Here is a 22,643-nt window from a genome sequence, read left to right as displayed (position 1 = left end):
CATCCGAAAGCATCGGATGAGCTGCTGGGTGGAGTGTGTATTTATGTTACTCGGGGCGGGAGGCCCCTGCGAACTGGGGCTATTCGCCCTTGTTCTTCTGGACGATCTCGTCGGCAACAGCCTTCGGGACCTCCGCGTAGCTGTCGAAGGACATCGAGTACACCGCACGGCCGGAGGTCTTGGACCTCAGGTCGCCAACATACCCGAACATCTCTGACAGCGGTACCTTGGCCGAGACGACCTTGACACCAGTCGCGTCTTCCATGGACTGGATCTGGCCACGACGGGAGTTCAGGTCGCCGATGACGTCGCCCATGTACTCCTCGGGCGTACGCACCTCGACCGCCATGAGCGGCTCGAGCAGCACGGGGTTCGCCTTGCGAGCGGCCTCCTTGTAGGCCATCGAACCGGCGATCTTGAACGCCATCTCCGAGGAGTCGACGTCGTGGTAGGCACCGTCGAGGAGCGTCGCCTTGACGCCCACCGTCGGGAAGCCGGCAAGGATACCGGTCTGCATCGCATCCTGGATACCCGCGTCGATCGAAGGAATGTACTCGCGCGGAACGCGACCACCGGTGACCTTGTCGACGAACTCGTACGACGTCTCCGGGGTGACCTCGAGGGGCTCGAGCGCGATCTGCACCTTTGCGAACTGGCCGGAACCACCGGTCTGCTTCTTGTGGGTGTAGTCGTGCTTCTCAACCGTGCGGCGGATCGTCTCACGGTAGGCCACCTGGGGCTTGCCCACGTTGGCCTCGACCTTGAACTCGCGCTTCATGCGGTCGACGAGGATGTCGAGGTGGAGCTCGCCCATGCCCTTGATGACGGTCTGGCCGGTCTCGTAGTTGAGCTCGACGCGGAACGTCGGGTCTTCTTCAGCGAGCTTCTGGATGGCCGTGCCGAGCTTCTCCTGGTCAGCCTTCGTCTTGGGCTCGATGGCGACCTCGATGACGGGCTCGGGGAAGGTCATCGACTCGAGGACGACCTGGGCGTTCGGGTCACACAGCGTGTCACCCGTCGTCGTGTCCTTGAGGCCGATGACGGCGTAGATGTGGCCAGCGGTGACGCTGTCGACCGGCATCTCCTTGTTGGCGTGCATCTGGAAGATCTTTCCGATGCGCTCCTTCTTGCCCTTGGTGGAGTTGGCCACCGCGGAGCCGCTCACGATCGTGCCCGAGTAGACACGGATGTAGGTGAGGCGACCGAAGAAGGGGTGCACCGCAACCTTGAACGCGAGGGCAGCGAAGGGCTCGTCAGCGGACGGCTTGCGCTCGATGATCTTCTCTTCGTCGCGCGGGTCGTGGGCCTCGATGGCCGGCACGTCGAGCGGCGACGGAAGGTAGTCGACCACGGCGTCAAGCATGGGCTGCACGCCACGGTTCTTGAAGGCGGAGCCACAGAGCACGGGGTAGATCTCGCTCGCGACGGTGAGCTTGCGGATGGCGGCCTTGATCTCGGCGACCGTCAGCTCCTCGCCACCGAAGTACTTCTCCATGAGCTCGTCGCTGGTCTCTGCGACCGTCTCGAGCAGCTTGGTGCGGTACTCCTCAGCCTTCTCCTTGAGGTTCTCCGGGATCTCCTGCGTCTCGTAGGACGCACCCATGGTGACGTCACCCTTCGAGTCGCCGGCCCAGACGAGGGCCTTCATCTCGACGAGGTCGACAACGCCGACGAACTCGCTCTCCGAACCGATGGGGAGCTGCATGACGAGCGGCTTCGCGCCGAGGCGCTTGATGATCGTCTCGACCGTGAAGTAGAAGTCGGCGCCCAGCTTGTCCATCTTGTTGACGAAGCAGATGCGGGGAACGTCGTACTTGTCGGCCTGGCGCCACACCGTCTCGGACTGGGGCTCGACGCCCTCCTTGCCGTCGAACACGGCAACAGCACCGTCGAGCACGCGGAGCGAACGCTCGACCTCGACCGTGAAGTCGACGTGGCCGGGGGTGTCGATGATGTTGATCTGGTTCTTGTTCCAGAAGCACGTCACAGCAGCGGACGTGATGGTGATGCCACGCTCCTGCTCCTGCTCCATCCAGTCAGTCGTCGCGCCACCGTCGTGGGTCTCGCCGATCTTGTGGTTGACGCCCGTGTAGAACAGGATGCGCTCAGTCGTGGTGGTCTTGCCGGCATCGATGTGCGCCATGATGCCGATGTTGCGGACCTTGTTCAGGTCGGTGAGCACTTCCTGTGCCACGGTGGTCCTCCGAAGATTGGGGATTGAAAGAGAGGGTGTTGCGCGGGCCGAGCAGGGCGCCCGCGACCGCAACGAATCCAAGAGGATTGCGATACGGCGCCGGCGCGCCTACTCGATCCGCAGCGCTGGTTACCAGCGGTAGTGCGAGAACGCCTTGTTGGCCTCAGCCATCTTGTGCGTGTCCTCACGACGCTTCACAGCGGCACCGAGGCCGTTGGAGGCGTCGAGGATCTCGTTGGTGAGACGCTCGGTCATCGTCTTCTCACGACGGCCCTTGGCGTAGGTCGTGAGCCAGCGAAGCGCCAGGGTGTTGGCGCGGTGCGGCTTGACCTCGACGGGCACCTGGTAGGTGGAGCCACCGACGCGGCGGCTCTTGACCTCAAGCGTGGGGCGCACGTTGTCGAGCGCCTTCTTGAGCACCGTCACGGCATCCTGGCCGCTCTTGGTCTCAACCGCCGCGAGTGCGTCGTAGACGATGCGCTCAGCGAGCGACTTCTTGCCGTCGAGAAGGATCTTGTTGACGAGCTGGCTGACGATGGGGGCGCCGTAGACCGGGTCGATCGCTACGGGGCGCTTAGGAGCTGGTCCCTTGCGAGGCATTACTTCTTCTCCATCTTCGCGCCGTAGCGGCTGCGAGCCTGCTTGCGGTTCTTGACGGCCTGCGTGTCGAGGGCGCCGCGAACGATCTTGTAGCGAACACCGGGGAGGTCCTTCACACGACCACCGCGAACGAGCACCATCGAGTGCTCCTGCAGGTTGTGGCCCTCACCGGGAATGTACGCGGTGACCTCGGTGCCGTTGGAGAGCTTGACACGGGCGACCTTGCGAAGCGCCGAGTTCGGCTTCTTCGGGGTCGTCGTGTAGACACGCGTGCACACGCCGCGCTGCTGGGGGTTGGCCTTCAGGGCGGGAGCCTTGGTCTTGGTGACCTTCGGCGAGCGACCCTTCCGGACCAACTGCTGAATAGTTGGCACTTCTTACTCCTTGGATATCCTGCACGGTGACAGTTGTTGCTTGCATGCATCCGCTTCGTCCCGAAGCCCGGGAATCTTGCGGATGCTGGACCCATCGTTGATCGCAGGCTCTCGCCTGGTTTCGGTGGTGGGTATGCCGTGGGAGCCCGGCGCGACCGTGAGGCCACGCCCGTAACTCGATTCCGGTTGGTGCCAGTTCATGCGTTCCCCGACGCCCGTCATGCTTTTGGGCACAGGGGAGCGCACAGCAATGCGCACACCTAGACAAGGATAGTCGGCGCCGGATGCGCGGTCAAATGGTGCCGCGGGTCAGACGGGCGCTGGTGTCGATACGCTGGCGCTCGCTACTCAACCAGCGGCGACAGTGCCGTAACGAGTGCGGGACTCGGCGAGTTCGCGGTCGTAGGCGGCACGGGCCTCGGCATTGCGCGCTTTGAGCTTGCGGCCGCGAGCGGCGATCGCGAGACCGAACCAGATGGCGACCTCGCGGGCAACGACAACAGCGACGATGAGCGGGGCGCTCACGGCGAGCCGGAGGAACATCTCCTGGCCCTCGGCCGGCGTCAGCGCGACCGCGTTGCTGAGCAGCATGATGATGCCGATCGACGCGAAGTAGGTGACGGCCGCAATGACGAGGCTACCGAGCACCCAGGCCCACCAGCCGGCGCGGTTGATGAGGAGCACCGCGAGCACGAAGACCACCAAGAAGGTGATCGTCGGCACGAGGAAACCGCTCGACAGGAGGAAGCGGGGGATGTCGAAGGCACGATCGGCCGCGGCATAGGCGATCGCGGTGATGAGACTGTGCAGGAGGCCGAACGCGATGGTGCCCAGGACGGCGAAGAGGGTGCCGATCCCGCGGTTGCTGCGCTTCTTGGGCGGCGTCGGGGCCGTCACGTAGACCGTCTGAGGGGATGCCGGGGCAGAGCTCACGACCGGGTCGGACACGGGGTAGGCGGATGCTGCGGGCGCTTCGGACGCCGGCACGTACGCTCCTGAGGCCGGGCTGGGGGTCTCCGATGCGGCCGGCGGCGTCACTCCCTGCGGGAGCGGCGCAGCCTCCGCGGCAGCTGTCGGCTCGGAGTCATGCTTCGCCTCCGGCTCGTTCGCGTATGCGACCTGGGTCACGGTGGGGTCTGCGACGGGTTCGGCGCTCGACGGCTCCGTGCGTGCGTCGAAGAGCCCGGCAGAGGGCTCGGGCTCAACGAGGGGTTCGGGCTCAACGGCAGGAGCGCGGTCGCGGCTCTCCTCGGAGTACCCTGCAGTCGGCGTGCCGTAGGAGTCCCCAGTCTCGACAATCGGCTCCGCGAGCGGAGCTGGCTCCGCTGAACCGTCGGCATCGTCGCCGTCTGCGTCGTCCGCCGCTGCGATGCCGGGAGCCGCCGCATCCGCCTGCGTCGTCTCGACGTCCGTGGCGGGGGTGCCAGCGAGCTGGTCGGCGATGTCGGACTTGGGGTGCTTGTCGTCAGACGCGTTGCTCATGGGGGCTCCTCTTAGTCGGCACGCCGCAGCGGCGCGTCGCCCATGCTAGCAACGCCCCCGAACGCGGGACAGGAGGCGTGCCGCCAAACCCAGCAGCGATCACCTACTGCGTGATCGCTCCAGACTCGTCAGCCTGTTGCTCACCTTCGACGGCGACTTCTGCAGCCCCTCCTCCTACAGCCACGGGCTGCGAGAGCAGCGTGAACAGCTGAAGTTGAAGCGTGGCGTCCACCGCCGCGGCGGGGTCGGCCGGGTTGGCGGGGAATGCGAAGTTGTGCACCAGTCCGAAGCGCTGCGTCTCCTGGATTCGAGTGATCGCGTCGAAGACCCGAGCCGTCTCGCCCAATATGTTGATGTTCAGATCGACCACCACGAAGTTGTCAGTGCTCACGCTGCCCACTGCAGCAGCTACGTCCGGATGTAGCGCGTCGGACTCGACCGGCGCGACATACCGCTCGAGCGAAGGCTCCCCCACGAGGGTGATCGCCGTCCCTGTCGCGTCGCCGATCGCCTGCAACTCCCGCAGGTAGCTGGAGTAGGCGAGATCGTCGGGAACCGCGATGCTGAGCACAGCAAGGTCACGCTCGAGGTCCTCCATCCCCTCTGCGAGCGCCTGCAAGCGCCGGAGGGTTGCCTCGTGGCCGACATTGAGCGCCTCAGCCCGCTCGCGGTCATCATTCGCCGTCGATATCTCCGCAAGACGCGGGGAGATGGCAATGAACCAGGTGCCAGCAAGCAGCGCTGCGATGACCAGTACGGCGATGATCGTGCCGAAGTTTGACTTGTTCACTGCCCTGCTCCTTCAGTAGCTTCGCCCGCTGGCTCGGATCCGGGCGATTCGAAGTAGCGACGCTCGAAGCGCTCTTCACTGGCGGAGACCCCGACCTGAATGGTGTACCCGTCTTCCGACAAGGTGGCGCTGCCAGGAGTGTAGGCAACGACCCCCGGCACCTGCTCGAGGGCGTCGACCCAGTCGGCGATTGCGGCAAGGGATGGCAGCGTGGCATCGATTAGGACCCCGACGGTCGGCACGGCATAGAGAGGATCCGTCTCGACGGCAATCGCTTCAGTCGCGGAGTAGGAATCGGCGGTGACCCCCGTGACAACACCTCCCTCGGGCATCGTGGCCTGCAGCTCCGCAATAAAGTCGGCCCAACGGACGGCGTTTGCCGAGGCGACGAGGCGAGCATCCCGTATTGCCGCGACCCTGCTCTCCACCATTCGAGCCTCTGAGTACTGGTTTTGCGCCTGAATGAGCTCCCGCGTGCGGTCCTGCTCGGCGGTCAGCGCAACCTGAGCCGATAGAGCGAGAGCTGATACCCCGGCGTATGCGACGACGCATCCGGCCGCTACGACCACGATCAGCATGATCAGCGCACGAATCCTGCGGCGGAACTGTTTCTTCTCACGGATCTCCGGCGGGAGGAAGTCGATCCTGGGTTCGCCGCCGACGATGACGGCGTTGTCCTTCGCGCTCATGCCTTGCTCCCCAGGGCAAGTCCGAGCGCGACCGAGTAGCTGTCGGAGCGGCCGATGCCCGCCTCGGCAGACTTCGCGACCTTGACGCCGCTGAAGGAGTCGTTCGCGACAACCGCGACGCGCGTCAGTTCAAAGAGTGCGGCGGAGAAGCCCGGCAGCTGTGCCCCGCCACCCGTCAACACGATCCGCACGATCGGGTCGTTGGGGTGCGAGTTGACGAAGTAGTTGAGCGTGTTGCGGAGACCGTTGAGCAGCTGGCCGGTCGACTCGTAGATGACCTCGATCGCGGGACGGTGCTCGGGTGCGGCTCCCGCCGTAATGATGCCAAGGCGCCGCTTGACCTGCTCGGCGATGTCGTGCGCCATGTCGAGGCGCTGCACGAGCGCGGTCGTGATGTCGTCGCCGCCCGCGGGGATGATGCGCACGAACTGCGGGATGCCATTGGTCGCGATCACGACGTTGGTGGTCGTCGCGCCGATGTCGATGAGGGCCGTCGTGCCCTGCGAGTGCTCACCGCGAACATGCACGCGCGTGAGCGCGAAGGGAATGAGGTCGACCTCGACGGGGGCGAGTCCTGCGAGCTCCACCGCGTTGACATTGGCCATGACCGCGTCCTTGATCGCGGCGACGAGGAGGCCGTTGATGACGGGGCCATTCTCTCCGTCCGCCTCGGAGACGGGGTAGAAGTCGAGGAGGGCATCCGCAACCGGCACCGGCAGCATCTCCTGCACCTGGAACGGGAGGGACTCGCGGATGCGGGCCAGCGGCATCCGGGGCACCGTGAGGTCACGGGCGAGCACTCGCTGGTTGCCCATGCCGAGAGCGACCGACTTGCTCTTGAAGCCGCCCTCACTCCACAGGCGCTTGAGGCTCGCCGAGACGGTGTGCACTTCGAGCACGTCACCGCTGCGGGCGGCGCCCTCAGGCAGCGGCACCTCGTGAAATCGCTCGATCGTCGGGCGCGCGCCCGCAGGATCAAGCACCTCGACGGCGCGGATCGCATCGTTGCCGATGTCGACCCCCACTATGCGTTTGGCCATGGTTCAGCCCTTCCCCCCAATAACGCGTTCGGCCCTCAGGCGAGGCCGAACAGTGACAGATATGACCGCCACAGGATCTCCCCCATGAAGACCCCCACCCAGGCGCCCCCCAACATCCAGGGCCCGAATGGAATCCCACTCTTGCGGTTCACCCGCCTGAGCGCAAGCAAAACGATCGAAAAGAGACCCCCCAGAACGAAGGCCGCGAATGCGCCGACGAGGAGTGCTCCCCAGCCGATCCAGCCGAGGTAGAGCCCGAGCACGCCCGCGAGCTTGACGTCGCCGAGCCCCATGCCGCCGGGGTACGCGAGCGCCATCACGAGGTAGGCGACGAACATGGCTGTCATTGCGATGAGGGCGCGGATGATGGCATCCGGAGTGCCGGCGAGGACGGATGCGACGACCAGCAGCACTCCCCCGACGAGGTATGCCGGCAGCACGATGCGGTTGGGCAGCGTGTGGGTGTCGAGGTCGATGAAGGTCAGCGCGATCGAGATAGAGGCCAGGTAGAGAAACGCGACGAGCGCGACGAGCTGCGCCGGCATGGCCGTCGGCGAGACGGGGCCGAGCGGGCTGAGCACCCAGGCCGCGACAGCAGCGAAGACGACTCCTGTGAGCAACTCAACAGCGGGATAGCGCGGCGAGATCCTCTCACCGCAGTCGCGACAGCGCCCGCGCAAGAGCACCCACCCGAGCAGCGGCACGTTGTCTCGCCACCTGATCGGGTGACCGCACTTGGGGCAGGCACTGCCCTTCTCGCTCAGCGACTCGCGCCGCGGGACCCGCCAGATGACGACGTTGAGGAAGGAGCCGATGATGAGGCCCAGGATGCCGGCCAAGACGATCACGGTGGCCGCCACCGCGGGGTCAGCGGCCAACGTCAGCGCGATCATCGATAGGTACCATCCGGGTTGAACGCCGGCTGGACTTCGATCCACACATTGACACCGTATGTGGTCGTCACGGGAGAGAGAAACTTCGGCGGAGCCATATAGCGGAACCGGCCGTCGTAACGGTAGTCCTTGTCATAGCCGTTAGGGCCCGTATTACCGACCGGGCCTCGGAACTTTTGGGCGATGGCACCCCGCACTGTCAATACGCCTCGGTCGCCACCAACGTTGTAGTTCTGTACGGCAAAGGTGTGGCTCACTGAAAGGATGGCGGCGTCGATGCGCCTGTGGCTCCCAAGGAGGGGGGTGCCCGAGGAATATCGCATCGGGTTGTACACCCAGACGGCGTTGTTGCCGACGAGTCCGAGCATGTCGCGTTCGTCATTCTGATAGGTGAGGTCACCCGTTATGTAGATGTAGTTCTCTGCCGCGACTGTGACACCGCCGCCGCTCAACTGGCCCGAGATGAACACGTCGCCGTTACGACAACCGTAGGACGTGTCTGCGTCGGTTCCGCTCACGGGCGGCAGCTCATTGGTTCGGGGGTAACCCACCACATTCTGGGAATGGCCGAGGTTATTGGTCAGACGGTTGCCGCTGGTCGCGTGTTTGCACGCCGCGGGCTGCGACGGAGTGAACCAGCCACCCGCAACCGCAGGTGCGGTCGTATCCGTGGAGGAGGCGCCATTGGGGCCAGACAGCGGGGTGTTCTGCACATAGATGACGTTGTTCTCCGGCACGTCGAGAGTGACACCGTTGCGAAGTTGCGCCGGCGTACCGCATTGCGCCGACTGGCTATTGTCCCCCGTCGCGCCCGTGGCACCGCGGATGTTGGTGTACTTGGTCCAAGGCGACTTCACGTGCATCTTGCCACCGTTGAGGAACTCGATGCTCGTCGGGCCGGTGTAAAGGCAGCCGGGACGTGGCACGTCGTCCGGAACGTCGGTGCGAGTCTCTTGCTTGAGCTCGGAATTCGTCGGAGGCATGGGAATGCTGGGGCTGTAGACCGGCGCACCCTCCGTGAAGGTCGGAAGCGAACATCCGCTCGGCCGGTCGAAGCCACCTGATGGATTGCCCGTTGTGACGACACCTTCGAAGCGAGCGGCACAGATCAGCATCGTGTCGTTGGAGTGGAGCGGCCCCTTGATCTCATCGGAGTTGCCGAACTGGATGGTAGTGCAGCCCCGGGTCGAGCCTCCCGGCTTCCACTTGTGGATCACCGTGCACGATGGCGAAGCGGGTGAGTTGACCGACATGCCCCGAACGTCGGGATCTGACATTTCGTAGTCGGTGAAGTACAGGAAGTCGATGAACCCGGTCTGCCGCAGGTTCGCGACGATCGTCCTGGTCTGCTTGCCGACGGCGCCCGTGGCGCGCAGCTTCACGGTTCCGGTCGCGGCGTATTCGGCGTTGTCGACCTCGTAGCGGAAGCGGGCGTCGTCACTGCCCGGCACCGTCGCCCAGGCACCGGACTCGCCCAGGTCGAACGCCGGATTATGGGTCGCGGGGAGTTGGACGGTCGCCGTCGCCGAACCCGTCGGGTTACTGAACTCCGAACCCGGATTGCCGTACTTGACGTAGGACGGCTCATCGCTGATGCGGTTCTGGTACTCGTCGATCGCGGCATAGGCGGCCGCAAGCGCTGCGTTCCAGTCGGCGTCGTCGACGGACTTGCGCTGGCTTCCCAGCACCGTAGCGGTCGCGGCCACGACGAGCAACACCAGCACCGAGGTGACCCCGATGACGGTGACCATGGCAATACCTGCCTGCTCGCGGCGCAGGAGGCGAAGGCGGAACCTCAGAAGGCGGATCATAAGATTCCCAATCGCGAGACGCCCAGATTGGGCAGACCGACTCGATTGACGATCGTGACGGGCGCAGCGCGCTCCGTCTCGTCGGCCTGCACTTTCATGGTGACCTCGACGGCGACCACGCGCAGCTTCTCCGCTTCGGTCAGCGCTCCGGTGGCAGACAGGGGGACCTGCTCCTCCACCTTTGTGGTGTCGTTGATGCGGTAGTAGCTGAAGAGGGGCCGCTCGGCGGCCGTCGGGGCGATGATCTTGCGGGCGACCACCCGCTCGAACGACGGGGTGGCACTGAACGACCAGTAGGAGGGGTTGCCGGGCGTCGGATAGGCATCCCATCGAGTTTCGACGAGATCGCGAGTCGAAGGCTCGACAGCGAACCGCACCTTGACCGGCTTAGGCGTCGCCGCCGAGGTGTCGATGAACGCATGCAACGTCACGCTCTCGCGCTTCGCTTCCACGAAGACGGGAAGGGGCGTCGTCGAACTGGGCAGCGGCACGGTGGTGCCTGAACGGATGACTCGGGTCAGCTCGTTCATGCCGATCGCACCGATGTTCGCACTGTCGTTCGCAGCGGTGTCCTGTGTCATCGCGCGACTGAACGAGACAACCGTCGTGAGCACGAGGGTCATGAGGATCGCAAACAACGACATGGCGACAATGAGCTCGGGCATGCCCATCCCCCGCTCGCCTTGCGCGACGCGGAAACGCAGTGTCCGGAACGTCATGAGACCGGAACCCTCGGGTCGATCGTGACCACGTTGCCCTGCACCACACCATTTCCTACGAGCGCCATGCGCGCACCTGGGATCGCAGCACCACTGCTCGCGGTCGACGATGTGGTCGCCTCAAGGCTCCAACTCCCGTATGGAAGGATGAGCGTCGGACGCGCGTTGCTGGCCCGATCAAAACGGAGCACCTGTTGCACGCCACAGCCAGGGTGACCTTCCACCGACGACACGGTCGATCGCGCGATGATGTACCGGTTGACATCCTGAGTCATCCGAACGGCTCCTGCCGGCACCGTCACGTCACTGACCTCGCCGCCCAGCGCGGCGACAGGAGCGACGCGGCTACCGCTCGAAAGGCCTGCCGTCTCTGACCACTGGGCAGGGTCGGATGCTGCGCACTCGACCGCGTCTCCCGCGACCGGAGTGTAGCCATCCGCGAAGGCAGCGACTGTGATCGTGCGAGGGTTCGACGCCGATGTCGCAGTCGAACGGAACGGTTCACGCGTACTGAAAAGAGTCGTCGTGAGGTTGCGGGCCACAATCGCACCAGGCACGTCGTAGCGCACCCTGAGGTCGCCCGATTCGTCAAAGTTAAACGGTACGGTCGCGGCCTCACCCTTCTGGACGCCCGCCGTCTGCATCGGTGTGGACGAACTCAGCGGGTCGACGAAGTTGCGACCGGGCGGGCTTGACAGGCTCACGTTGTAGGTGGCCGGCGCAGCCTTCAGGAAGTAGGCGCACCCCTCAGCATCCGTCGTTGTGTTGAGAGTCGCCCCGCCCCCGCTGGGCACCGCTTTGACGGGAATGCCCGGCACACCCTCGCCACTCACAGCCGATGTGACCACGACGAGGACGGTGCTGAGGTCCGGGTCATTGATCCGTGCGCTCGGGTTGAGGAGGGTGTCGCTCTCGATGCTGCGGACCTCACCCGCGGTCTGCCATTCGACCTCGACCTTGATTTGCTTGTACCGGAGGGTGCCCCCGCCCGCGCCGCACGCTGAGAGTTCTTCGGCGGCATTCACCCAACTGGTGGTGCGGTGCACCGTGAAAGTGTCGTTGTTCAGCTCGACGACGCGGGTGGCGTTGTTGAGGGCAAAGATGTCGGTCGCGCTGCGTGCGAGGTCGATCTCCTGCGCCGCGAGGTTGCCGGCCACCTGCCGCACTCGAGAATCTCGGGTGATCGACAGCAGGGTCAGCATCGTGTGAAGGATCCCGGCGGAGATGATCATGAAGATCGACATCGCAACGACAACTTCCACAAGCGTGAAGCCGCCCTCGTGCCGCAGTTTCAGCCTGCCGCGAATTGCCTGGATCATCCTCACCCCCCGGTTGGATTGATACTGCTTGGTCACGTCCCCCTAGACGCGGATGCGGGCCGCCGCCGGAGCGACGGCCCGCAAACTCAACAAGCGGCCCCTGTTACGGGATGGTGGTCGGCGCGGTGTCCGTTTCGGTGATTGCGCCGGAATCGCTGTCGTAGACGTAGAACTCATCAAGCTGGTCGTGGGCACCAACCAGGACGAACCGAGTCGTGTTCGCGATTACCGTCACCTCGACGTCCTGAGTTGCGTTGAAGCCGTAGTCGTCCAACGTCGTTTCTGCCGTTCCAACCATGCTCGGGGCCCCCGTGCCAGTCGGCGCATAGCTTCCATTGTTGTCGACTGCGAACTGCTCAGCCGCGATGGCGGCGTTCTTGAGGTCTGACTCGACCTGCGACTTCCACGCCCCCTGGCGCTGGTTGAGGAACGCCGGGATGGCGATCGCGGCGAGGACGCCGATGATGAGGATGACGACGAGGAGCTCGATCAGGGTGAAGCCCTTCTCGCCGTCCTCGCGCTTCTTGGCGATTGCGTTGTTGATCGTGCTGATCATGATGATCTCTTCCTGTCTGTGATGACTTCGGACAGGTGGCCCCCCAAAACTTCAGACCCCCTGTCGATGATTGTTGCTGATTCCGTTCAACGAACGGAAGACCCCCAAACAGGCGAATGCTCAACAACTCGCCCCCAGTTATGGGGTCAGCTACTGGATCTGCTCAAAAATGCTGAAGATCGGCAGGTACAGCGCCACGATCATTCCGCCCACGACGACGCCGATGATGGCGATCATGAGCGGCTCGATGAGCGCCGTGAGCTGCTCCGCGGTTGCCTCGACCTCCTGGTCGTAGAAGTCCGCGATCTTGTTGAGCATGGTCTCGAGGGCGCCGGCATCCTCTCCGACGGCGATCATCTGCGTCACCATCGCCGGAAACACCGGCTCGAGCGCGAGCGGCCCTGACACCGACTTGCCGGAGCGCACCGAGTCGGAGACCTTCTTGAGCGCGTTCTCGATGACCGCGTTGCCGGATGCCTCCCCCACGATGTTGAGCGACTGGAGGATGGGCACACCCGCCCCCATCATGGTCGCGAAGTTTCGCGTGAAGCGGGCGATGGCCACCTTGGCGAAGAGCGGCCCGAAGACCGGGATCTTGAGCTTCAAGGGGTCGAGGAAGTTGCGCACCTTGTCGGTGTTCTTGTTCGCCCGCCACCAGAAGACGAAGATCACCGTGAGCACGAGCATGAGCGGCCCCGCCCACACCATGTTCTTCGACAGGATCACGAGGAACTGGGTCGGCAGGGGCAGGTCGCCGCCCAGGTCGGAGAACATCGTCTCGAAGACCGGCACGATGAAGATCAGCATGCCGATGACCGCCACGACCGCGATGCAGAGCACCGCGACCGGGTAGGTCAGCGCCGACTTGATCGTCGCGCGGAGCTTGACCTCGTTCTCGTAGTTCTCGGCGATCGACACGAGCGTGTCCTCGAGAAAGCCACCCGCCTCACCCGCGCGCACGAGGTTGATGAACAGCGGCGGAAAGTGCTTCGGATGCTTCGCCATCGCCGCCGACAGGGCGAAGCCGGCCTCGACATCCGCCTGCACGGTCGCAAGGGTTGACGCGAGCGTCTTGTTCTCCGTCTGCTCCGACAGGATCGTGAGCGTGCGGATGAGCGAGAGACCCGACGAGGTCATGGTCGCCATTTGGCGGGCCATGACCGCGAGGTCCTTGAGCCCGACGCCCTTCTGCATGCCGGGGATCGAGATCTCCTTCTGGAGCCCCGTTCCTGTCGCCGCCTCGCTGATGTCGATGGGCGTCACGTTCATGGCGCGCAGCTTGGCCATGACGGCGCCCTCGGATGCGCCCTCGAGGCGGCCCTTCACGACCTTGCCCGAGACATCCCGGCCCTTGTAAGCGAACTCCTTCGTCGCGGTGGCCATCAGCGCTGCACCGAGTAGGCGTCGCTGTAGTTGACGCCATCCGTCATGTTGGCGCCCAGTGCGCCCGTCGTCTCGACACGGGTCACGAGCCGTTTGAGCACCTCGAAGTCGTGCGCCTTCTCGACGGCGGCATCGAAGGTGATCTGGCCGCTGTTGACGAGGTCGGCAAGGTGCTGGTCCATCGTGTGCATGCCCGCCTCGCGGCCCGCCTGCATCGCCGAGTGCACCTGGTAGGTCTTGCCCTCACGAATGAGGTTCGCGACAGCGTGGGTCGCCATGAGCACCTCCGTCGCGACGACACGGCCCTTGCCGTTCGCCCGCTTGAGCAGCGTCTGGCAGACGACGCCCTGCAGGGTCGCCGCGAGCTGCGCGCGCACCTGGTTCTGCTGGTGCGGCGGGTAGACGTCGATGATGCGGTCGATCGTCTGCGGGGCATCCTGCGTGTGCAGCGTGGCGAAGACGAGGTGGCCCGTCTCGGCCGCCGTCAGCGCCACCGAAATAGTCTCCAGGTCACGAAGCTCGCCGACGAGGATGACATCGGGGTCCTGGCGCAGCACGTGCTTGAGCGCCGCCGCGAAGCTGTGCGTGTCATGGCCGACCTCGCGCTGGTTGACGAGCGACTTCTGGTTCTGGTGGAGGAACTCGATCGGGTCCTCCACCGTCATGATGTGGTCGGTGCGCGTCTTGTTGACGAGGTCGATAAGCGCTGCGAGCGTCGTCGACTTTCCCGAACCCGTCGGTCCCGTCACCAGCACGAGACCGCGCGCGAGCTTCGCGAAGGAGCCGATAGATTCCGGCACGCCGAGCGCCGAGAGAGGCTTGATCTCGGTCGGGATGAGACGGAACGCCGCGCCCATATTGTGCCGCTGCTGGTAGAGGTTCACGCGAAAACGCGCATTCTCCGAGAGCGTGTAGGCGAAGTCGAACTCGAGGTGCTCCTCGAAGATCTCCTTCTGCTTCTCAGTCAGGATGCTCCTGAGGGCCGCCGCGACCTTGTCCTGGCTCCACACGGGGGCGTCCTTGATGGGACGCAGGGCGCCATCGACGCGGATCATCGGCGGGGCACCGGCGGAGATGTGCAGGTCGGAGCCGCTCGTCAGCAGCACCTGCTGCAATGCCCCGTCGAGGTCAGGGTCGGCCTTGAGGTTCGGGTTACGGCGCGACACGAAGCCAGCGGGCACCGCCGCGGGCGCAGCGGTCGGCTCGGGCGCGGGCACGACGGCGGCAGACTCGACCGGCACCGGGCCGGGCAGCGTGTGCACATTCGACTCCGAGACGGGAGGACGAGGGGCGGATGCCGCAGGGCTCGGCTGCGCCGGGGCAGCTGCTGCCGGGGCGCCCGGCAAGGGAGCAGTAGGCGCAGTGGCGGGCGACGATGAGGCGGCGGCGGGCGGCACCATCGACGCGGTCGGAGCGGCCGCAGTCGGCTGAGGCGAGGTCGTCGTCTGGCCAGTAGGTGCCGCTGATGCCGACGCTGCAGGCGCCGGAGCGGCAGGCGCGGCAGGACGACTCACGGGCGGCTGCTGCGCCGCTGAGGACTGGGGAGCCGCAGGCGCCGCCGTTGGCTGCGAGGGAGGCGCACCCGATGCCGACGGCGCGGACGCTGCCTGGGCGACGGATGACGACGCACTCGCCGCGCGCGCCTCCGCCCTCGTGGCTGGTGCCCCACTGGGCGCGGCGGCGGGAACCGCGGGCGGCGGCGCAGAGGCGACAGCCCCCGGCACGGCCGCGGCACCCGGCTGGGCGGCCGTCCCAGCGGAGGGCGCCGGCATGCTCGACAGGGTGGCGGCTGACGCAGGCGCTGCCGCCATCGCTGGCGCACCCGCCATGGCGGGTTCCTTCGCGGGCGCAGGGACCGGGGCATCCGTCGGCGCGGGAAGGCTCTGGAGGAACTCGGCCATCGACTCGGGACGGTTCGTCGCGACAGTCGACGACGGCGCGGCAGACGACGGCGCGGCAGACGGCGGCGCGGCAGAGGGCAAGGGCGCGTCGAACTGCGGCACGAGGTTCACCGGCCCCGTCACGGGCTGGTAGCTCGATGGGAGGTACCCCGGCGGTTCGTACATCGGCTCCGAGTCGCCCGTGGGCGCTGCAGCCCCGTCGACCGAGGTCGAAAGGTCGTAGACCGGATCGTTCATGCGATTCCCCCTTGCTCACTGCCTCCGACGCATCCGCCGGCCTTGCTTCGCACTGCGGGTCGTCCCCCGCCCGCAGCGACACCGATCATGACGTCACACCACCACGCGGAGGATCTCTTCGACCGCCGTGTGACCCATGAGCGCCTTGGTCCAGCCGTCCTGCCGCAGGGTCGCCATGCCCTGCGAGACCGCCATCTTCGAAATCTCGATGCTGGATGCCCGTGCAACCGCGAGGCGCTCGATCTCCTCGGTCACGATCATGACCTCGTGGAGCGCGATGCGACCCCGGTATCCCGTGTTGGAGCAGTGCGTGCATCCGACGGGCTTGTAGAGCATGGGCGCCGGCTTGCTGGGATCGAGGTAGAAGCCAAGGCTCGCGAGGCCCTCGATCGTGCTCTGGTAGTGCTCCTTGCAGCGGTCGCAGAGCCGACGGGCAAGACGCTGGGCCACAACGGCCTCGAGCGCGGAGCCGACGAGGAAGGGCTCGATGTCCATCTCGATGAGACGCGTGACGGCGGCCGGCGCGCTATTGGTGTGGAGCGTCGACAGCACGAGGTGACCGGTGAGCGACGCCTCGATCGCGATCTGCGCCGTCTCCTTGTCGCGGATCTCACCGATCAGCACGACATCCGGGTCGGAACGAAGGATGCTTCGGAGCGCCGCGGCGAAGGTGAGGCCCGCCTTGACGTTGACCTGCACCTGGCTGATGCCCTCCATGCGGTACTCGACGGGGTCTTCGACCGTGATGACGTTGACCTCGGGCTTCGCGACCGCGTGGAGGGTCGTGTAGAGCGTGGTCGACTTGCCCGAACCGGTCGGGCCCGTCACGAGGATCATGCCGTTGGGCTTCACGAACGATGCGCGATACTTCGCCAGGTTGCCGTCGAGCATGTTGAGGTCGCTCAGGCTCAGCGTCGTCCCCGAGTTGTCGAGGATACGCATGACGACCTTCTCGCCCCACACCGTCGGCAGCGTCGCGACGCGGAGGTCGATCTGGCGGCCGCCGTGGTTGACCGAGATGCGACCATCCTGCGGCTTGCGACGCTCGGCGATGTCGATGTCGGCCATGATCTTGAGGCGCGAGATGACGCCGTTCTGGATGGCCTTGGGCGCCCGCTGCACCTCGTGCAGCACACCGTCGATGCGGTAGCGCACGCCCATGTCATGCTGGCCGGGCTCGATGTGGATATCGGATGCCTTGTCCTGGATTCCCTGCCCGATCAGCAGGTTCACGAAGCGCACAATGGGGGCGTCATCCTGGCCCGGCTCATTGTCGGCGAGTGCGAGTTCCTGCCCGCTGCTCTCCTCCTCGAGCACGGTCGTCAGCGAGTTGATCTCGTTGTCGGCGCGGTGGTAGCGGTCGATCGCGGCAAGCAGGTCGGTGCGCTCCGCCACGACGAGGTTCACCTGCATGCGCACTGCCGCGCGAACGTCGTCGATCGCGAAGACGTTGCCCGGGTCGACGACGGCGAGCGTCAGCGTGTTGCCGATGTTCGCGATTGGCAACACTTCGTGGCGGCGACAGATCGTCGCCGGCACCTGCGATACGGCCATCTTGTCGACCGGGTACTCCGTGAGTTCGACGAAGGGCAGGCCGTGCTGCGCTGCCCGCGCCGAGGCGTAGTCCTTGGCGGAGATCGTGCCGTCGGCGACAAGCTGGCGCACCATCTCGTCATCGCCCTTCCAGCCGTCGACGACATTGTCAAGCGCCTCTATCGGCATGACACCGCGAATGATCAGGATCTCGGTAAGAGATGACATGACAGCTGGACCCCCCTGCTTACTACCGCCCCCGGTAAGCTTCCGATCGCGCCGGTAGACACGATCGGTTCAGTCAAATTACCCTACGGACCGCCCAAGTGCCATACCCGCATCCGGGGACCACGTCACGGCAACACGCCGAAGAAGCTGAGGACACCACATCTAGTGGTTGAGTCGGCCATCGGCCCCTAGAAGGCTCCGGATGCTTCGGCCGATTCGCGGCGCTCAAGGCGGATGCGTGCCGCGAGCTCCCCAAAGGTCACATGCGCCTCGGCATACGACGGCACGCCAGCATCCAGCCGGTTGTCGCCCGTGAAGCGCTCGCTCGCCGCGAGCCGCACGCCATTCGTCGAGAAGAGATCGGTGACGACCCACGTGCCGTCGATGAGGTCGAGGCGCGCATGGGTCTTCGAGACGGAGAGGTCCGAGTCGCGCAGGGGCACGAGCTGGGCGCGCTCCACGCCGGCGGGCAGAACGGGGTTCCGGCCGACGATCACGGTGCGTTCCGTGAGTTCGATGCGCTGGCCCTGTGCCGTCTCGAGCTTCCAGACGGACGCCGCCGCAGTCGTCGCGCGAGCTGGCGCGGAGGGCTCGAACGGATGCGGCTCGGTCACCGTGATCTCGACACTCGCCGGCAGCGCACTGCCGCCCTCGCTTCGGCGCCAGCGCACGAGCAGCCACGCTGTGGTCCCGCTCGCGACCCCGACCGACAGCATGACCGCCGCGGCCGCGGCGCAAAGCACGACGGCCGCCGTCAGAACGGCGACAACGACAGGAGAATACATCCTCTGTATTGCATCAGACGCGAAGGCGCACGTCGATGGGGAGAACTCCCCTAGCTCCAGAGCGAACCAGTCGGCCGCGCTCCATCGTCTCCCCCTCGGCCGAGCGCCCCCGATTCTAGCGGCAGGCGCGGCGCAGGCGACAGGGCTGAAACGGCGAACGGCCCGCCACCGTGAGGTGACGGGCCGTTCGTTGCTGGGTCTCGATACAGCGCTGGCGCGCGTACTCAACCCGCGGGGTTCTAGTTGTATGTACCGGGCGTGAAGTCGCCGTCCGAGCTGAAGCTGTCGAAGTCGACGAAGCTCAGGTCGGCCTCGCTGAACGAGGAGTCGTCGGAGAAGATGCGGTTGGGGTACCGCTCCGCCTTCGCCTCCTCGGTCGCCTCGACCGAGACGTTGCGGTAGCGGGGAAGACCCGTACCTGCCGGGATCAGCTTTCCGATGATCACGTTCTCCTTGAGGCCGAGCAGCGGGTCGGACTTGCCGTCCATTGCCGCCTGCGTGAGCACACGCGTGGTCTCCTGGAACGACGCGGCCGACAGCCACGACTCGGTCGCGAGCGACGCCTTCGTGATACCCATGACCTCCTGGCGAGCCGAGGCGGTCTTGCGACCCTCCGTCAGCGCGGCACGGTTGAGCTCGTTGTACCGCGAACGGTCGACCAGCTCACCCGGGAGAAGGTCGGTGTCGCCGTGGTCGACGACCGTGACCTTGCGCAGCATCTGGCGCACGATAACCTCGATGTGCTTGTCGTGGATCGGCACACCCTGCGAGCGGTACACGCCCTGCACGCCGTCCACGAGGTGCTGCTGCACCGCGCGGACACCGCGAACGCGGAGCACCTCCTTGGGGTCAACCGCACCGACGTGCAGCTGCTGGCCGAGCTCGACGTGCTCGCCGTCCTCCACGAGGAGCGTGGCGCGCTTGAGCACGGGATAGGCAATCGGCTCGTCGCCGTTGTCGGGGGTCAGGATGAGCTTGCGGCTGCGATCCGTGTCCTCGATCGTGATCTTTCCGGCCGCCTCGGCGATCGGGGACGCACCCTTGGGGGTACGAGCCTCGAACAGCTCGGTGACGCGGGGCAGACCCTGCGTGATGTCATCAGCGGATGCAACACCACCGGTGTGGAAGGTACGCATCGTCAGCTGCGTGCCGGGCTCACCGATCGACTGGGCCGCGATGATACCGACGGCCTCACCGATGTCGACGAGCTTGCCGGTCGCGAGCGAACGGCCGTAGCAGACAGCACAGACACCCGCGGCGGACTCACACGTGAGCACGGAGCGCACCTTGGCGTGCGTGATGCCCGCCTCGATGAGGGTGTTGATGAGCACGTCACCGACATCGTCACCGGCCTTCGCCACGACGGTGCCGTTCGCGTCGACCGCATCCTCAGCGAGGCTGCGGGCGTAGAGCGAGTTCTCGACGTTCGCGTCGCGCACCAGCACGCCGTTGGCGTCGGGGGCGGCGATCACGAGGTCGAGGCCGCGCGAGGTGCCACAGTCGTCTTCACGGATGATGACGTCCTGCGAGACATCGACGAGACGACGCGTGAGGTAACCGGAGTCAGCCGTACGGAGTGCCGTGTCGGCGAGGCCCTTACGCGCACCGTGCGTCGCGATGAAGTACTCGGCGACCGAGAGGCCCTCACGGTAGCTCGAGAGGATCGGACGCGGGATGATCTCACCCTTCGGGTTCGACACCAGACCACGCATACCGGCGATCTGACGCACCTGCATCCAGTTACCACGAGCACCAGAGGTGACCATGCGGTTGATGTTGTTGTCAGACGGCATGTTCTCCTGCATCGCCGTCGCAACCTCAGCCGTGGCCTTGTTCCAGATCTCGATGAGCTCCTGACGACGCTCGGCGTCGGTCGTGAGGCCCTTCTCAAACTGGCTCTGCACCTTGGCGGCCTGCTTCTCGTAGCCCTCGATGATCGCGCGCTTCGTGGGCGGCGTGAGGATGTCCGAGAGCGCGACGGTCACGCCCGAGCGGGTCGCCCAGTAGAAACCGGCGTCCTTGATTCGGTCGAGCGTCGCCGCGACCTCCACCTTGGGGTAGCGCTCAGCGAGGTCGTTGACGATCGCGGAGAGCTGGCCCTTGTCGGCGAGAGCCTCGACCCAGGGGTAGTCCTCCGGCAGCGCCTCGTTGAAGAGGGCGCGACCGAGGGTCGTCTCCTTGAGCTCGGCACCGTTCTCGAACTTGTCGCCGATCAGACGGATGCGCACCTTCGAGTTGAGGTGCAGCGACTTCTGGTCGAACGCCAGGATCGCCTCAGCGACCGAGGAGAACGCACGGCCCTCGCCCTCGCCACCCTCGCGAATGGTCGTGAGGTGGTGCAGGCCGATGATCATGTCCTGCGTGGGCAGGGTGACCGGGCGGCCGTCCGAGGGCTTCAGGATGTTGTTCGAGGCGAGCATCAGGATGCGAGCCTCGGCCTGGGCCTCGACCGACAGCGGCAGGTGCACGGCCATCTGGTCACCGTCGAAGTCAGCGTTGAACGCGGCACAGACGAGCGGGTGGAGCTGGATGGCCTTGCCCTCGACCAGCTGGGGCTCGAAGGCCTGGATGCCGAGGCGGTGAAGCGTGGGTGCGCGGTTCAGCAGCACGGGACGCTCGCGGATGATCTCCTCGAGCACATCCCACACCTGCGGACGCGAACGCTCCACCATGCGCTTGGCGCTCTTGATGTTCTGCGCGTGGCTCAGGTCGATGAGGCGCTTGATGACGAAGGGCTTGAACAGCTCGAGCGCCATCTGCTTCGGAAGACCACACTGGTGCAGCTTGAGCTGCGGACCAACGATGATGACCGAACGGCCCGAGTAGTCGACGCGCTTGCCGAGCAGGTTCTGGCGGAAGCGACCCTGCTTTCCCTTGAGCATGTCGCTCAGGGACTTGAGGGCGCGGTTGCCGGTACCCGTGACGGGGCGACCACGACGACCGTTGTCGAACAGCGCGTCGACGGCCTCCTGCAGCATCCGCTTCTCGTTGTTGACGATGATCTCGGGGGCACCGAGGTCGAGCAGGCGACGGAGACGGTTGTTGCGGTTGATCACACGACGGTAGAGGTCGTTGAGGTCGGAGGTCGCGAAACGGCCACCGTCGAGCTGCACCATGGGGCGAAGCTCCGGCGGGATGACCGGAACGACATCGAGCACCATCGCGGCGGGCGAGTTGCCGGTCTGCAGGAACGAGTTGACGACCTTGAGGCGCTTGATGGCGCGGATCTTCTTCTGGCCCTTGCCGTTGGCGATCTGCTCGTGCAGCTCGTCGGACTCAGCCTGGAGGTCGAAGGTCTCGAGGCGCTTCTTGATCGCCTCGGCGCCCATGTGGGCCTCGAAGTAGATGCCGAAGCGGTCCTGCAGCTCGTGGAAGACACTGTCCTCAGGCTTCAGGTCGCCGACCTTGAGGGTGCGGAAGTCCTCCCACACGCGCTCGAGCTGGGCGATCTGCTCGTCGAAGGACTTGCGCGTCTGCGACATCTCCTTCTCGGCGCCGTCCTTGGTGCGGCGCTTGACATCCGCCTTCGCCCCCTCTTCTTCAAGAGCGGCGAGGTCGGTCTCAAGCTTCGCGAGTCGGTCGGCGATGCGCGAGTCGCGCTGCTTCTCGAGCTCGGCGATCTCCAGGCGGATCTCGTTCTCCAGGCCGGGCATGTCGTCGTGACGGCCCTGCTCGTCGACCGAGATCACCATGTAGGCGGCGAAGTAGATGACCTTCTCGAGGTCCTTCGGCGCCATGTCGAGCAGGTAGCCGAGGCGGCTCGGAACACCCTTGAAGTACCAGATGTGGGTGACGGGGGCGGCGAGCTCGATGTGGCCCATGCGCTCACGGCGCACAGACGACTTCGTGACCTCCACGCCACAGCGCTCACACACGATGCCCTTGAAGCGCACGCGCTTGTACTTGCCGCACGAGCACTCCCAGTCGCGGGAGGGTCCGAAGATCTGCTCACCGAAGAGGCCATCCTTCTCCGGCTTGAGCGTGCGGTAGTTGATCGTCTCCGGCTTCTTCACCTCACCGTGCGACCAACGACGGATGTCGTCAGCGGTCGCGAGGCCAATACGAAGCTCATCGAACGTGGTTACGTCGAGCAATTTTTCTCCTTGGAA

The 22,643-nt window shown here is 65.5% G+C and carries 19 protein-coding genes; 2 read left to right on the top strand and 17 right to left on the bottom strand.

What is annotated here, in order from left to right:
- Positions 1-79: 79 nt before the first annotated feature.
- From fusA to FVA74_RS02680, 14 genes are all read right to left on the bottom strand, one after another.
- Entirely contained in the window at positions 80-2,194 is a 2,115-nt protein-coding gene (fusA, locus tag FVA74_RS02745) for an elongation factor G (protein WP_147720258.1), read from the bottom strand.
- Positions 2,195-2,323: 129 nt separating this feature from the next.
- On the bottom strand, positions 2,324-2,794 hold the full coding sequence (gene rpsG / locus FVA74_RS02740; protein ID WP_147720257.1) for a 30S ribosomal protein S7: 471 nt from the start codon (positions 2,792-2,794) through the stop codon (positions 2,324-2,326).
- On the bottom strand, positions 2,794-3,168 hold the full coding sequence (rpsL, locus tag FVA74_RS02735) for a 30S ribosomal protein S12 (RefSeq protein WP_055787040.1): 375 nt from the start codon (positions 3,166-3,168) through the stop codon (positions 2,794-2,796). The genes rpsG and rpsL overlap by 1 nt, the downstream gene beginning before the upstream one ends.
- 348 nt (positions 3,169-3,516) lie before the next feature.
- Positions 3,517-4,650 (bottom strand): hypothetical protein, encoded by a 1,134-nt coding sequence (locus tag FVA74_RS02730; protein WP_147720256.1) that lies wholly within the window; start codon positions 4,648-4,650, stop codon positions 3,517-3,519.
- Positions 4,651-4,753: 103 nt separating this feature from the next.
- The gene (locus FVA74_RS02725) at positions 4,754-5,440 is read right to left on the bottom strand and encodes a hypothetical protein (RefSeq protein WP_147720255.1); all 687 of its coding nucleotides are present in this window, start codon (positions 5,438-5,440) and stop codon (positions 4,754-4,756) included.
- Positions 5,437-6,129 (bottom strand): hypothetical protein, encoded by a 693-nt coding sequence (locus FVA74_RS02720; protein ID WP_147720254.1) that lies wholly within the window; start codon positions 6,127-6,129, stop codon positions 5,437-5,439. Before FVA74_RS02720 ends, FVA74_RS02725 begins: the two co-directional genes overlap by 4 nt.
- Positions 6,126-7,169, bottom strand: a complete 1,044-nt coding sequence (pilM, locus tag FVA74_RS02715) for a type IV pilus assembly protein PilM (RefSeq protein WP_147720253.1) — start codon at positions 7,167-7,169, stop codon at positions 6,126-6,128. The genes FVA74_RS02720 and pilM overlap by 4 nt, the downstream gene beginning before the upstream one ends.
- Before the next feature lie 35 nt (positions 7,170-7,204).
- Complete coding sequence (locus FVA74_RS02710) at positions 7,205-8,062, bottom strand: A24 family peptidase (protein WP_147720252.1); 858 nt, start codon at positions 8,060-8,062, stop codon at positions 7,205-7,207.
- The gene (locus FVA74_RS02705; RefSeq protein ID WP_240792284.1) at positions 8,059-9,813 is read right to left on the bottom strand and encodes a hypothetical protein; all 1,755 of its coding nucleotides are present in this window, start codon (positions 9,811-9,813) and stop codon (positions 8,059-8,061) included. The genes FVA74_RS02710 and FVA74_RS02705 overlap by 4 nt, the downstream gene beginning before the upstream one ends.
- Positions 9,814-9,869: 56 nt before the next feature.
- Positions 9,870-10,592: a PilW family protein gene (locus FVA74_RS02700; RefSeq protein ID WP_147720250.1), complete on the bottom strand. Its 723-nt coding sequence runs from the start codon at positions 10,590-10,592 to the stop codon at positions 9,870-9,872.
- Positions 10,589-11,911 carry a prepilin-type N-terminal cleavage/methylation domain-containing protein gene (locus FVA74_RS02695; RefSeq protein ID WP_147720249.1) on the bottom strand — a complete coding sequence of 441 codons (1,323 nt, stop codon included), beginning with the start codon at positions 11,909-11,911 and terminating at the stop codon, positions 10,589-10,591. Before FVA74_RS02695 ends, FVA74_RS02700 begins: the two co-directional genes overlap by 4 nt.
- Before the next feature lie 103 nt (positions 11,912-12,014).
- Positions 12,015-12,467, bottom strand: a complete 453-nt coding sequence (locus tag FVA74_RS13885; RefSeq protein WP_147720248.1) for a type IV pilin protein — start codon at positions 12,465-12,467, stop codon at positions 12,015-12,017.
- Between the two features lie 150 nt (positions 12,468-12,617).
- Positions 12,618-13,850: a type II secretion system F family protein gene (locus FVA74_RS02685; protein WP_147720247.1), complete on the bottom strand. Its 1,233-nt coding sequence runs from the start codon at positions 13,848-13,850 to the stop codon at positions 12,618-12,620.
- The gene (locus FVA74_RS02680; protein WP_304610601.1) at positions 13,850-15,112 is read right to left on the bottom strand and encodes a type IV pilus twitching motility protein PilT; all 1,263 of its coding nucleotides are present in this window, start codon (positions 15,110-15,112) and stop codon (positions 13,850-13,852) included. The genes FVA74_RS02685 and FVA74_RS02680 overlap by 1 nt, the downstream gene beginning before the upstream one ends.
- On the opposite strand from FVA74_RS02680, the gene FVA74_RS13535 reads away from it, so the two are divergent.
- Both FVA74_RS13535 and FVA74_RS02675 read left to right on the top strand, forming a co-directional pair.
- Entirely contained in the window at positions 15,105-15,281 is a 177-nt protein-coding gene (locus FVA74_RS13535) for a hypothetical protein (protein WP_168220033.1), read from the top strand. The genes FVA74_RS02680 and FVA74_RS13535 overlap by 8 nt on opposite strands.
- Before the next feature lie 222 nt (positions 15,282-15,503).
- A complete protein-coding gene (locus FVA74_RS02675; protein ID WP_147720246.1) occupies positions 15,504-15,884 on the top strand; it encodes a hypothetical protein in 381 nt (126 codons plus the stop codon).
- 197 nt (positions 15,885-16,081) lie between these two features.
- Here the strand turns inward: FVA74_RS02675 and FVA74_RS02670 are convergent, their stop codons facing one another.
- The 3 genes from FVA74_RS02670 to rpoC all read right to left on the bottom strand — a co-directional run bounded on the left by FVA74_RS02670 (position 16,082) and on the right by rpoC (position 22,628).
- On the bottom strand, positions 16,082-17,749 hold the full coding sequence (locus FVA74_RS02670) for a GspE/PulE family protein (protein WP_147720245.1): 1,668 nt from the start codon (positions 17,747-17,749) through the stop codon (positions 16,082-16,084).
- 188 nt (positions 17,750-17,937) lie between these two features.
- The gene (locus tag FVA74_RS02665; protein ID WP_147720244.1) at positions 17,938-18,534 is read right to left on the bottom strand and encodes an FHA domain-containing protein; all 597 of its coding nucleotides are present in this window, start codon (positions 18,532-18,534) and stop codon (positions 17,938-17,940) included.
- A 239-nt stretch (positions 18,535-18,773) separates the two neighbouring features.
- The gene (gene rpoC / locus FVA74_RS02660) at positions 18,774-22,628 is read right to left on the bottom strand and encodes a DNA-directed RNA polymerase subunit beta' (protein ID WP_147720243.1); all 3,855 of its coding nucleotides are present in this window, start codon (positions 22,626-22,628) and stop codon (positions 18,774-18,776) included.
- Between the last annotated feature and the right edge of the window lie 15 nt (positions 22,629-22,643).

This window comes from Salinibacterium sp. dk2585 (assembly GCF_008001035.1).
Classification (GTDB): Bacteria; Actinomycetota; Actinomycetes; order Actinomycetales; family Microbacteriaceae; genus Homoserinimonas.
This window is presented reverse-complemented; position numbering and strand designations above follow the sequence as displayed.